The organism is Ruegeria sp. AM2 (genome assembly GCF_056540685.1).
In genome coordinates, this window is sequence record NZ_JBQFXE010000001.1 from 201,087 (window position 1) to 212,940 (window position 11,854).

The 11,854-nt window shown below is 56.3% G+C and carries 14 protein-coding genes; 6 read left to right on the forward strand and 8 right to left on the reverse strand.

All coding sequences use genetic code 11. The annotated features are described in order from the left end of the window. Positions 1–40: 40 nt before the first annotated feature. Together tgt and ACR0CR_RS01060 are read right to left on the reverse strand one after the other, a co-directional pair. Positions 41–1,171 (reverse strand): tRNA guanosine(34) transglycosylase Tgt, encoded by a 1,131-nt coding sequence (gene tgt, locus ACR0CR_RS01055; RefSeq protein ID WP_480595925.1) that lies wholly within the window; start codon positions 1,169–1,171, stop codon positions 41–43. A gap of 63 nt (positions 1,172–1,234) precedes the next feature. Continuing rightward, positions 1,235–2,146, reverse strand: a complete 912-nt coding sequence (locus ACR0CR_RS01060; protein ID WP_480595927.1) for a nucleoside hydrolase — start codon at positions 2,144–2,146, stop codon at positions 1,235–1,237. A 174-nt stretch (positions 2,147–2,320) separates the two neighbouring features. Here ACR0CR_RS01060 and ACR0CR_RS01065 point away from each other — a divergent pair, with 174 nt between their 5' ends. The 4 genes from ACR0CR_RS01065 to ACR0CR_RS01080 all read left to right on the forward strand — a co-directional run bounded on the left by ACR0CR_RS01065 (position 2,321) and on the right by ACR0CR_RS01080 (position 5,284). Next, the gene (locus ACR0CR_RS01065; protein WP_480595928.1) at positions 2,321–3,211 is read left to right on the forward strand and encodes an SPFH domain-containing protein; all 891 of its coding nucleotides are present in this window, start codon (positions 2,321–2,323) and stop codon (positions 3,209–3,211) included. Next, positions 3,211–3,489 carry an NfeD family protein gene (locus ACR0CR_RS01070; protein WP_480595930.1) on the forward strand — a complete coding sequence of 93 codons (279 nt, stop codon included), beginning with the start codon at positions 3,211–3,213 and terminating at the stop codon, positions 3,487–3,489. The genes ACR0CR_RS01065 and ACR0CR_RS01070 overlap by 1 nt, the downstream gene beginning before the upstream one ends. Before the next feature lie 95 nt (positions 3,490–3,584). Beyond that, on the forward strand, positions 3,585–3,947 hold the full coding sequence (locus ACR0CR_RS01075; RefSeq protein ID WP_480595932.1) for an SUF system Fe-S cluster assembly protein: 363 nt from the start codon (positions 3,585–3,587) through the stop codon (positions 3,945–3,947). A 125-nt stretch (positions 3,948–4,072) separates the two neighbouring features. Next, the gene (locus ACR0CR_RS01080) at positions 4,073–5,284 is read left to right on the forward strand and encodes a glycerophosphodiester phosphodiesterase family protein (protein ID WP_480595934.1); all 1,212 of its coding nucleotides are present in this window, start codon (positions 4,073–4,075) and stop codon (positions 5,282–5,284) included. 61 nt (positions 5,285–5,345) lie between these two features. On the opposite strand, the gene ACR0CR_RS01085 is transcribed toward ACR0CR_RS01080, so the two are convergent. Further along, positions 5,346–5,657, reverse strand: coding sequence for a hypothetical protein (locus tag ACR0CR_RS01085; RefSeq protein ID WP_480595936.1), 312 nt, complete (start codon positions 5,655–5,657; stop codon positions 5,346–5,348). A 186-nt stretch (positions 5,658–5,843) separates the two neighbouring features. Here ACR0CR_RS01085 and ACR0CR_RS01090 point away from each other — a divergent pair, with 186 nt between their 5' ends. Beyond that, positions 5,844–6,209, forward strand: a complete 366-nt coding sequence (locus ACR0CR_RS01090; RefSeq protein WP_480595938.1) for a HesB/IscA family protein — start codon at positions 5,844–5,846, stop codon at positions 6,207–6,209. On the opposite strand, the gene ACR0CR_RS01095 is transcribed toward ACR0CR_RS01090, so the two are convergent. Beyond that, the gene (locus ACR0CR_RS01095) at positions 6,206–7,120 is read right to left on the reverse strand and encodes an isopenicillin N synthase family dioxygenase (RefSeq protein WP_480595940.1); all 915 of its coding nucleotides are present in this window, start codon (positions 7,118–7,120) and stop codon (positions 6,206–6,208) included. The genes ACR0CR_RS01090 and ACR0CR_RS01095 overlap by 4 nt on opposite strands. 118 nt (positions 7,121–7,238) lie before the next feature. On the opposite strand from ACR0CR_RS01095, the gene tpiA reads away from it, so the two are divergent. Next, positions 7,239–7,988: a triose-phosphate isomerase gene (gene tpiA, locus ACR0CR_RS01100; protein ID WP_480595942.1), complete on the forward strand. Its 750-nt coding sequence runs from the start codon at positions 7,239–7,241 to the stop codon at positions 7,986–7,988. Positions 7,989–7,996: 8 nt separating this feature from the next. Here the strand turns inward: tpiA and ACR0CR_RS01105 are convergent, their stop codons facing one another. From ACR0CR_RS01105 to ACR0CR_RS01120, 4 genes are all read right to left on the reverse strand, one after another. Further along, positions 7,997–8,308 carry a DMT family transporter gene (locus tag ACR0CR_RS01105; protein WP_480595944.1) on the reverse strand — a complete coding sequence of 104 codons (312 nt, stop codon included), beginning with the start codon at positions 8,306–8,308 and terminating at the stop codon, positions 7,997–7,999. Positions 8,309–8,468: 160 nt separating this feature from the next. Further along, positions 8,469–9,845 (reverse strand): TRAP transporter large permease, encoded by a 1,377-nt coding sequence (locus tag ACR0CR_RS01110; RefSeq protein WP_480595946.1) that lies wholly within the window; start codon positions 9,843–9,845, stop codon positions 8,469–8,471. After that, positions 9,845–10,522, reverse strand: coding sequence for a TRAP transporter small permease (locus ACR0CR_RS01115; RefSeq protein ID WP_480595948.1), 678 nt, complete (start codon positions 10,520–10,522; stop codon positions 9,845–9,847). Before ACR0CR_RS01115 ends, ACR0CR_RS01110 begins: the two co-directional genes overlap by 1 nt. Before the next feature lie 112 nt (positions 10,523–10,634). Beyond that, positions 10,635–11,636: a DctP family TRAP transporter solute-binding subunit gene (locus ACR0CR_RS01120; RefSeq protein WP_480595950.1), complete on the reverse strand. Its 1,002-nt coding sequence runs from the start codon at positions 11,634–11,636 to the stop codon at positions 10,635–10,637. Positions 11,637–11,854: the final 218 nt, after the last annotated feature.

The following is an 11,854-nucleotide window of genomic DNA, read 5'->3' on the forward strand; positions in this document are numbered from 1 at the left end:
ATATCCACTGATTTTAGCACAATGGCGTAATTTATGCGCGTTAAACCGGCTCAATGTCGCCTTGGGCGCGATTTGCGTGAAAGTCCGCCTGCCACGCGTCAAATGCGCCGCCTGCAATCGCCTCCCGCATGCCCTGCATGATTTCCTGGAAGTAATGCAGATTGTGCCACGTCAGCAGCATGCCCGAGATCATTTCATTGGCCCGGAATACGTGGTGCAAATAGGCGCGAGAGTAGTTCGAACAAGCTGGACATGTGCATTCTTCGTCCAGAGGGCGCGGATCGTCGGCATGGCGCGCGTTCTTGATGTTCACAACACCTCTGCGCGTGAACACCTGACCTGTTCGGCCCGATCTTGATGGCAGAACGCAATCCATCATGTCCACACCACGCGCGACCGCGCCGACGATATCATCGGGTTTGCCGACACCCATCAAGTAGCGCGGCTTATCCGTAGGTAGAAACTCCGGCGCATAATCGAGGCAGTCGAACATGGCCTCCTGCCCTTCGCCCACGGCCAGACCACCGATGGCGTAGCCCTCAAAGCCGATATTTTTCAGTGCCTCTGCGCTTTCTTGCCTTAAGTCGCTCTCAAGCCCGCCTTGCATGATGCCGAACAACGCATGTCCGGGTCGGTCGCCAAACGCATCGCGAGACCTTTCGGCCCATCGCATCGAAAGACTCATCGACTCGGCGATCCTGTCTCGATCTGCGGGCAGCGCTGGGCATTCATCAAAACACATGACGATGTCCGACCCCAAAAGGCGTTGAATTTCCATAGACCTTTCGGGGGATAATTCATGCTTCGAGCCGTCAATATGCGATTTGAAGGTCACGCCCTTCTCGGTCAGCTTCCGTAGCCCGGCGAGCGACATGACCTGAAACCCACCCGAGTCAGTCAGAATCGGACGATCCCAGTTCATGAACTTGTGCAACCCGCCTAACCGGTCGATCCGTTCAGCGGTCGGTCGTAGCATCAGGTGGTAAGTATTGCCCAAAAGGATGTCGGCACCCGTGGCACGGACGCTTTCGGGCATCATCGCTTTGACCGTGGCCGCCGTTCCGACGGGCATGAAGGCTGGTGTACGAACGTCACCGCGCGGCGTACTGATCACACCTGTGCGGGCCTTGCCATCGGTGGCTTTCAACTCGAATGAAAATCGCTGGGTCATATCTGTGTCTCGGGTCACTGAACCGGGCAGGCTTTGCCGCAAATGCGGGGTCAATGCAAGCCGTCAGGGAAGTGAAGCAACCCGTTCGGTAAACAGACGCACGACCCCTGCCCCATCCACATTGTGGCACACGTGAACCGGCGGTCTTGAGGGGTCGACCCGTGTCGCCCCTACCTCGGGCCCGTCATGAATGACACGAAGTCCGGTCGCGACCGTTTCGAACAACGCGTCATGTGTGCAGCCAATAACGGCCGTGGAATCGTGCAGGCCGCAGCCTTCCAGCCCACCTACCTCGCGATAAAACTTCAGATAGAACTTAGAGATTTCGTTAAGAAACCCTCCGATTTGCGGAGACCTTTCCGCCAATGCCTCGAAATCCGCTGTTTCATAAAGCGTTTTCAGCGTGACATCCAAGCCGACCAAGATGGTCTGGGGTGGGTTCGCAAAGACCGCATCAGCAGCCTTGGTATCATGATAGATATTGGCCTCGGCGTGCTCGGTGACATTGCCTTTTGAAAACACCGCGCCGCCCATAATGACCAATCGCGCAATGTTCGATGAAAACGCAGGGTCCAAGTGGATCGCATCGGCAATATTCGTTAGGGGCCCGACTGCACAGATAACCAGTTCCCCCTGATGCACCCGCGCCATTTCCACAAGGTATTCAGCGGCAGCCAACGCGTGGTTTTCACCGACCTGGGGGATATCGGTGATGTCCCCGAACCCCTCGGGACCGTGCACATGCCTGGACGGCGCGTGTGCGTCCTCTCCCCAAGCAAAGTCGGCGCCTTCTGCAACCGGAATTCCCAGCCCGAGCTTGTCCTGCAAAAACCGAGCGTTCCGACTGGATTGATGCACGTGCGTGTTGCCGAAAACAGTGGTCAGGCCAATCAGGTCAATCTCTGGGGCGGCGGCGGCGTAGGCAATCGCCATCGCGTCGTCGATGCCGGGGTCTGTGTCGATGATGAGTTTCATCCACGTGCGATACCGCAATCCAAGCGGGATGCAAAGCAGTCACAGCCGTGAAAATGCGACATGAATTGGAACCTTCAAACATTCCAATCCATATCAACTCAATCCATACCAGAGTTGAAAATGGGAGACTCAATCCCTAAATGTATACTGTCGTACACAATAAAAGAGGGCAAAATGACAGAAGAACAAATTATCGGACTAGTGACATCGAATTTGGTTTATCTACTTGCAGCCGCGTTTATTATTGCGGTCATCTTCAAAGGCATAAAAATTGTGCCACAATCCGAGAAATACGTGGTCGAACGGTTTGGTCGGCTGCATTCTGTTCTGGGGCCTGGAATCAACTTTATTGTTCCTTTTCTTGATGTTGCGCGGCACAAGATATCCATTCTTGAGCGTCAGCTGCCAAATGCCACACAAGACGCCATCACCAAAGACAACGTGCTGGTGCAAATCGACACCTCGGTGTTCTACCGGATTCTTGAACCCGAAAAGACGGTCTATCGCATCCGCGACGTGGACGGAGCGATTGCCACAACGGTTGCCGGGATCGTCCGTGCTGAAATCGGTAAAATGGACTTGGATGAGGTGCAGTCGAACCGTGCACAGTTAATTACCCGCATTCAGGAAAGCGTCGAAACCGCTGTCGATGACTGGGGGATTGAGGTCACGCGCGCTGAGATTCTGGATGTAAACCTTGATCAGGCCACTCGTGACGCAATGCTGCAGCAGTTGAACGCTGAACGAGCGCGCCGCGCGCAGGTTACCGAAGCCGAAGGCCAAAAGCGTGCCGTTGAACTGCAAGCGGATGCGGAATTGTATGCCGCCGAACAAACCGCGAAAGCCCGCCGCATTCAAGCCGAGGCCGAGGCATATGCGACCGAAGTCGTCGCCAAGGCCATTCAGGACAACGGTTTGGAAGCCGCGCAGTATCAAGTTGCTTTGAAGCAGGTCGAATCTCTGAATACTCTGGGCTCAGGATCCGGATCGCAGACAATTGTCGTGCCCGCAAATGCGCTGGAAGCGTTCGGAAATGCGTTCAACATGCTGAAAGGAAACAAGTAATGGCTGATCCGTTCTGGCTGACCTGGTGGATTTGGCTGGCGGCGGCTCTGGTGCTGGCGATTGCCGAGGTTACGCTGCCCGGTTTCATATTCCTCGGCTTCGCCATTGGGGCGGCCATCACTGGGCTTGTTTTGCTGATCCCTGGCGTCACCCCAGTTCTACCCGTACTGCTGTTGATCTTTGCAGTTCTGTCTCTGGTCGCGTGGCTGGTGTTGCGCAAGATGTTTGCCTTGCCGCACGGACAGGTGAAAACCTTTAATCACGACATCAACGAGTGATCAAACGTGGCGCCTGAACCGGGCGCCACGCCACCTCTGGACGGTGCCCGGGTCTTTCCCTATATAAACTCTCAGGTAACAGACCCGAGGCATCAATGACCCATCCGAGTGAACAGTTTGAAGGCTCACCGCTGATCGCGCCTTCAACCATCGAGCATCCTCTGTACGAGCCCGTCGTGGACGCTTGCCGGACGGTCTTTGACCCGGAGATCCCAGTGAATATCTATGATCTGGGCCTGATCTACACGATCGATATCAGCGCCGAAAATTCGGTGAAGGTCATTATGACCCTGACGGCCCCCGGCTGCCCGGTGGCAGGCGAAATGCCAGGCTGGATCGTCGAGGCAATTGAGCCCGTTGCAGGCGTCAAGGATGTGGATGTTGAACTGACATGGGAACCGCCCTGGGGCATGGAAATGATGTCAGACGAAGCCCGGCTTGAGCTGGGATTCATGTAGCGCCGAGTTATCCACAGAAAAAACCTATTTGTTACAAAACGATGTGCTGTCTGTTACGCAGCCGTTTTCCACTTGTCACATTGCTGCACAAGAACGCGTGGGTATGACAACCCCGGAGATATCCAATGCGTTTTTCCTCTGTTTGCGCGGGCTTCCTGCTGCTGCCTACCCTGGCAATGGCCAATGGCATTGCCCCTGACATCAGCTACGGCCCCCGACCTGCCTACTTGATCGACAAGCTGCCTGAGGGCGAGTTGAAGGCCAAGCTGCAATCTTGTTCGGCGCAGACGCCCAAATCTTCGACCTTTTCGATTGGCCATCGCGGCGCGCCCCTGCTGTTTCCTGAACACACGGTGGAATCCAATGTCGCTGCAGCCCGGATGGGTGCGGGCGTTCTGGAATGTGATGTGACCTTTACCAAGGATCTGGAACTGGTCTGCCGCCATGCGCAGAACGACCTGCACACAACGACCAACATCCTGACCAGCGATCTTGCAGACACCTGCGTCACACCGTTCACGCCAGCCAACGGCGACACACCGGCCGAAGCGGAATGCCGCACCTCGGAGCTGACGCTGGCCGAGTTCCGAACCCTGACGCCTAAGATGGACAGCGCAGACAAAGCGGCCACGTCCGTCGAAGGTTACCAGGGCGGTGTCGCCGGATATCGCACCACTCTATTCTCGGATGCGGCGCAGACCATGACGCACGCGGAATCGATCGCATTGTTTCGCGATCTGGGCGCGAAATTCACGCCCGAGCTGAAATCTCCTTCCGTTGACATGCCGTTCAACGGCTTCAGTCAGGAAGACTATGCACAAAAGCTGATTGACGAATACAAAACGGCAGGCGTCCCGGCGTCTGATGTCTGGGCGCAGAGCTTCAACCTTGACGACGTTCTGTACTGGATTGAAAACGAACCGGAATTCGGCAATCAGGCAGTTTTCCTGGATGCGTCCTATAATGTCGAAGGGTTCGACCACAACGACCCATCGACTTTCCCGCGCGATTTCAAGGAACTGCATGCCAAAGGTGTGAATTATATCGCGCCACCGATGTGGATGTTGGTGACCGAAGAAAACGGCCAAATCGTGCCGTCAATCTGGGCCAAGCAGGCGAAAGACGCGGGCCTTAAGATCATCACATGGACGCTTGAGCGGTCCGGCCCACTTTCGACCGGTGGAGGCTGGTATTTCCAGTCGATTGCGGACGTTACCAACAACGACAGTGTCTATTACCAGGTTCTGCATGTGCTTGCGCAGGATGTGGGTGTCGAAGGCGTCTTCTCGGACTGGCCTGCGACCGTGACCTATTACGCGAACTGCATGGGCCTGTAAGAATACCCGTCCCCATTGAAGGGCCCATTTGGACCGCTCTTGCCCGAGAGCGGTCCACTTTTTACTTCACATTGCAGGTCGACTTGATTTCAGCAGCGCGAGCGTCAAGCTGCTTGACGTAATCTCCTGATAACATTTCAAGTCTTTTGTTCTCGGTTCCGGTGATCAATCCAAGCAACGCGCCTGCAGGCAAGATAGAGACGACACTCTCCACCTGTTGATCTTCGGCATGTTTCTTCTCGGCGGCGATCGCACGTAAATCGCCCTCGGCGGTCGCGCAGTTGACCGGATGTCGCTTTTCGTTGTCCGCCGCAAAAACGGGGCTGGAGGCGAGGATTACGGCAAGGGTCAGTGAGCGTGTGGCCAATCGCATGAATAGGTATCCTCTCAGGCTTGGGTTTGGCTTTCGTCCAACGCTAATGCCATGGCTCGTGAGTAAGCAAGCCGGAATCCCGACGTGGCAGATTGAACATTCCGCAATGTATTACGTCTGCAATCCCTTGAGCCCGATGGCCTTCGCGCTTAGATTGGGTGCAAGACGCGAGAACGGAGACCATTGATGTTTGGCATCCCCGGCAAACAGGCCGTGACTATGACGCCCAAAGCTGCAGAGCAGATCACCCGCCTGATGCATTCAGGTGGCCACGCCGGTTTGCGCATTGGCGTAAAAAAAGGCGGCTGCGCGGGAATGGAATACACAATGGACTACGTGGACGAAGCCGATCCACATGATGAAGTGGTCGAACAAGACGGCGCCCGTGTCATGATCGCTCCGATGGCCCAAATGTTCTTGTTTGGGACCGAGATTGACTATGAGGTGTCTTTGCTTGAATCAGGCTTCAAGTTCCGCAACCCAAACGTTGTAGACGCCTGTGGTTGCGGTGAATCGATCAAGTTTGACGAAAGCCTTGCTGAACAGCGTTAACTCGCGGATTTCAAATGGACGTAGGTTTCATTGAACCGGCGTGTAAGATGTTCACCCGCTCTGATCACCTGATCTGATCCCGGCGGAGCGACATTGGTGTCGTAAGACGGATTGAAAAACAACGGAACCGAAAGCCTTTCATGCGCTCCGCCTTTGACGCGGTGCAGCGTGGCGCGAACCTGCCCTGCAGTCCAAAACTCTAGCATCTCACCAAAATTGATGATGAAATGGCCTGGCAGTGCCTGAACTTTCTGCCATGCCCCGTCTGGCATCTGCACCTCTAACCCCGGCTGCCCGTCAGTTGCCAGCAATGTCAGGCACCCGTAATCGGTGTGCGGCGCAATTCCGAAATCCTTATTGCCCGCCCAATCAGGACGTTCAGGATAGTAGTTTCCGCGCAGCAGAGCCATGGGTGCTTCAAAAGCCCCATCAAAGCTATCTGCATCCCGTCCCAGAGCCACCGCTATAGCACGCAGAATGCGCATCGCTACGGCGCACGCGTCGGAATAGTAATTCTGAACCGTCTGGCGAAACGCCTCCTGTCCAATGGGCCACAGATTGGGCGCGTACACCGACAGGTTTTTGTCCGCATACCTGTGCCCAGCCGGTAGTTCATACCCGCAGTCGAAAACTTCCTTGTAGTCAGGGTTTGCTGTTGGGTCGACCTGTTCAGATTGGGATGCGCCCCACCCTCGATTAGCGCCCGTAGCAGCCATATCTACGGTTCTTTTCAAACCGTCGGGTAGCCCGAAGAACCGCCTATAGGCATTAAGGACGTCCTCAACCCGATCCGGGCCCAATCCGGTGTCGGACACAGTAAGAAATCCAACGCGCCCAACAGCTGAACGCAGCTTCTCAAGCTCTATCGGATCGCGTTGATCCAGTCTGCTCAGGTCTAGGTTCTCGATCATGGTGCCCTCTGATTTTGTCGTGCAATCTGTCGTCGGAATGCGCAGACCGCAACCCGAATTGTCACGACGTTCCGTCAGTGTTATCCGGGGTTGAACAAGCATGCGTGGAGGACAAGACATGAGGCGCAAAATCGCGGCCGGAAATTGGAAGATGAATGGAACCAGCGCATCGCTTAACGAGCTTCAAACTCTTGCAGGTTCCTATTCTTCCTCGACTGTCGATATCCTGATCTGCCCACCCGCAACGCTGCTGAATAGGGCCGCCGAAGCTGTCTCGGGTACGTCTGTGGCCGTTGGCGGTCAGGACTGCCACGCGGCGCAAAATGGCGCACATACCGGAGATCTGAGCGCCGAGATGTTGCTGGACGCAGGCGCAAGCGCAGTCATCCTTGGGCATTCGGAGCGCCGCGAAGACCACGGCGAGCGAAATGACGATGTACGCGCAAAGGCGAGGACCGCGATGGATGCTGGCCTAACAGCGATTATCTGCGTCGGGGAAAGCCTGGAGCAGCGCGAGGCCGCGAATACCTTGGACATAATTGGCGGCCAAATGTCTGGCTCAATTCCGGATCAGGCCACAGGAGAGAACCTGGTTGTTGCCTATGAACCAATCTGGGCAATTGGAACCGGCAAGGTTCCGACGCTCGACGAGATCGGAGAGGTTCACGACTTTATCCGCGCACGGCTGGAACGCCGGTTTGGTGAAGGGGTCGGCCGCTCGGTCCGTTTGCTCTATGGCGGCTCGGTCAAACCGGGCAATGCCGCCGACATTTTTGCAGTATCCAATGTCGACGGCGCTTTGGTCGGTGGTGCAAGTTTGAAGGCCGAGGATTTCTCGGGCATCATCAACGCGCTTCAGCGGGCCTGAGCGTTTGCTCAGGCCAGTTTCATCGTGACCAGCCCGGCCACGATCAGCACCGCAGCAAAGACGCGCGCTGTCGTAACCATCTCACCGAGAAACATGATACCGACCAAAAACGCGCCAACGGCACCGATACCGGTCCAGATGACGTAAGCCGTGCCCAGGGGTAAAGTCCGCATAGCCAGGGCTAACAAGCCAAACGACCCAACCATCGAAACACCCATGACCGCTGTGGGCCACAGACGCGTGAAACCGGCCGATTGCTTCATGGCAACGGCCCAAACGATTTCCAGAAGACCAGCGAATAGAAGATAAATCCATGCCATTGAGAGACCTCATGTTCCTTCGGGTCGTCCCGAATGATCACCCTTGATGGGGAGGTCGTCCTCAGTCCCAAAGTAAGAATTCTGGCAAGCCGTTCAACATCTGAGAAAGAAAAAACCGGGCAGTCAAACCGCCCGGTTGTGTTGCTCGATAGGCTTGGGCCTAGTTTGTTATGATCTCTGGTCCCATGAAGGTGTTGGGCAGGAAGGTCGAGATCCACGGTATGTACGTCACCATGATCAGGAAGACGAACAGTACCGCCAGGAACGGCAGCGCCGCCCGAACGACACTCATCATCGGCATCCCGGCCACACCCGACGTCACGAACAAGTTCAGACCGACCGGAGGCGTGATCATCCCGATTTCCATGTTCACCACCATGATGATGCCCAAATGGATCGGGTCGATGCCCAGTTCGATGGCAATCGGGAACACCAGCGGTGCGACGATCACCAGTAGCCCCGAGGGCTCCATGAACTGACCACCGATCAGCAAGATCACGTTGACCACGATCAGGAAGGTCACCGGACCCAGACCCGCCGACAGCATGGCGCTGGCGATATGCTGCGGCACCTGCTCATCCGTCAGAACGTGTTTCAGGATCAACGCGTTGGCGATCACGAACAGCAGCGTGACGGTCAGTTTTCCCGCCTCAAACAGCGTGTGCTTTGTATCGGGGTGGAAGAACGCTGTAACCAGAGCATAAGGCTTTTTCAGAAGCGGCAGGTTTGCCGAGCCTTCTTCCGTGCTGAGCGGTCCCATGTCCTTGTAGACAAAGCTGGCAATGAAGAATGCGTAGACGGCGGCAACCGCAGCGGCCTCGGTTGGGGTGAAAATGCCGCCGTAAATCCCACCAAGGATGATCACGATCAGGAACAAGCCCCAACCGGCTTCGCGCGCGGATGTGAAGATTTCGCCCCAGCCTTTCCAGTCGCCTTTAGGCAGGTTCTTAACCTTGGCGATCACATAGATCGTCACCATTAGCATCAGTCCGGCCATCAGACCCGGGATAACCCCCGCCAGGAACATGCGTCCGACCGACACCTCAACAGCGGCGGCGTAGACGACCATCACGATGGAGGGCGGGATCAGGATACCCAGTGTACCAGCGTTACAGATGACGCCAGCCGCGAACTCTTTCGAGTAGCCGACCTGACGCATCCCGGCGATGACAATCGAACCGATGGCCACAACTGTCGCCGGAGACGAGCCAGAGAGCGCGGCGAACAGCATACAGGCAAACACGCCCGCAATTGCCAGCCCCCCGGGCAAATGCCCTACACAAGCGATCGAGAAGCGGATGATCCGACGCGCCACGCCTCCGGTCGTCATGAAGGACGACGCGAGGATGAAGAACGGGATCGCTAGCAGGGTAAAGTGACCCTCAAACGCCTCAAACAGCGTGCCTGCAACCGAGGCCAGCGAACTGTCGGAATAGATCAGCAGGAACAGGGTTGAACTGAGGCCCAACGCCACCGCAATCGGAACACCGATCAGCAGTAGGCCGATCACCATCGAGAAAAGAAGTACGACGTCCATCAGTCATGCTCTCCTTGCAGGGCACGGACCTCTTCGATCTCGTCCTCGACTTCGTGGCTGGCGACAAGACGGTCGGTCTCACCACGCCAGATTTGAATTGCTGCCTGCGAAAACCGGATGACCAGCAGCAGCATCGACAGAGGCAGCACCAGATAGGGCACGACCTTGGGCAACTTTTCATACCCCTCGCCATAGTTGATCAGGTCTTCCAGAAACCGCAGCGGGGCGACCATTGGTATGTCATCCACCTCATAGAAACTCTGGCTGCGCGCACCAGCGTCAAACCCAGTTGGGAACCAACGGCCCGAGGTCGGCGGCAAGTCAGCAAAAACGGCCCAATAGTCATAGGACCCTTTGAGCAGCAGCAGCGAAAACACCAGACAACACGCCACCGCAATCAACGCCAGAATTCGACGTGGCGCAGGGGCGAGCATATTCAGGATTGCGTCGACGCCCAGATGTGCGTGCTTCTTGACCGCATAAGACGCTCCCAGCAGGACCAGCCAGCCGAAGGTGAAAACCGTCAGTTCAAGCGCCCACAGGATGTTGGAATTGAAAACAAACCGGGCGATCACGTTGGCGAAGGTAACGACGGTCATCACCCCCAACAAAAGCGCGATCATTGTCTCTTCGATATGGTCGACCAGCCCGTGTTGGCCGGGTTTCGCACCAGACATCTTTCTGTCCCCACATTTTTTGTGATGAGAATGATTGGGGCGGGCCCATCTCGGCCCGCCCGGCCTCCACGCCGGTAACTCCCCAGTCCCCCGACGCGCGGCCTGACCGCGATCAGAACCCGGCGTTAATCGCCTGTGCAGCGTCGATCTTGTCCTGACCTACGTCGTCAGCGAACTGGTCCCAGACAGGCTTCATCGCATCAACCCAAGCCTGACGCTGTTCAGGGTTCAGGTCACGGATAATCCCGCCCGCATCGGTGATCGAGGCTTTGGCCGCTTCATTCACTGCGAAGGCTTCCTTGTTCCGTGTTTCAGTCACCTCAGACAGAATGGTCAGGAACTGATCACGTACGGCGGGATCAAGGCTGTCCAGCCAGTCCACCGATGTCACGACCAGATAGTCGATGATGCCGTGATTGGTCTCGGTGATGCCGTCCTGCACCTCAAAGAACTTCTTGCCGTAGATGTTCGACCAGGTGTTTTCCTGGCCGTCCACAACGCCTTGCTGCAGCGCGCCGTACACTTCCGAGAATGCCATCTTCTGCGGGCTGCCACCGATCGCTTCCATCTGAGCGACCAGAACGTCCGAGGACTGCACGCGGAATTTCAAGCCATCCGCATCTGACGGATCGACCAGAGGCTGGTTCGCCGACATCTGCTTCATGCCGTTGTGCCAGAATTCGAGGCCCTGCAGGCCGCGGCGCTGCATGCTGTCCTTCATCGCCTGACCTTCTGCCGAGGCCTGGAAGGCGTCCACAGCGTCGATGTTCTTGAACATGAACGGCAGGTCAAACAGACGGAACTGCTTGGTGAACTTCTCGAACTTCGACAGCGAAGGCGCGGCCAGTTGCACGTCGCCCTGCAGCATCGCCTCAAGAACTTTGTCGTCATTATACAGTGTCGAGTTCGGGAAAACCTCGACACACATGACGCCGTTCATTTCATCATTCACGCGCTGTTCCAGCAGCGATGCAGCGATACCCTTGGGGTGTTTGTCCGTGTTCGTCACATGCGCAAACTTGACGACGATCTCGCCATCGTCGCAAGCGGCCATGCCTGCGGTTGCGGTGACGGTCAGTGCAACTGCCGTTGCGGCTGTTGTAAGGAATTTCATCTGTCTTTTCCTCCCAGACTTCGAAATCGACGCGCAGGTCGCGTCCTACGAGGCGCAGTGAAGCGAATCGGGAATCGCTTCTCAACCATTTGTTTTACTGCGTCATGTATGGGTAAAATGCTTGTCTTTTCCGATGTTTATTCGGATTTAGCCCCCACACCCCCCGCCTCATCGAACCACCCTGTGCGGAAATCCGCACATCCAATCCTCTGGTTGTG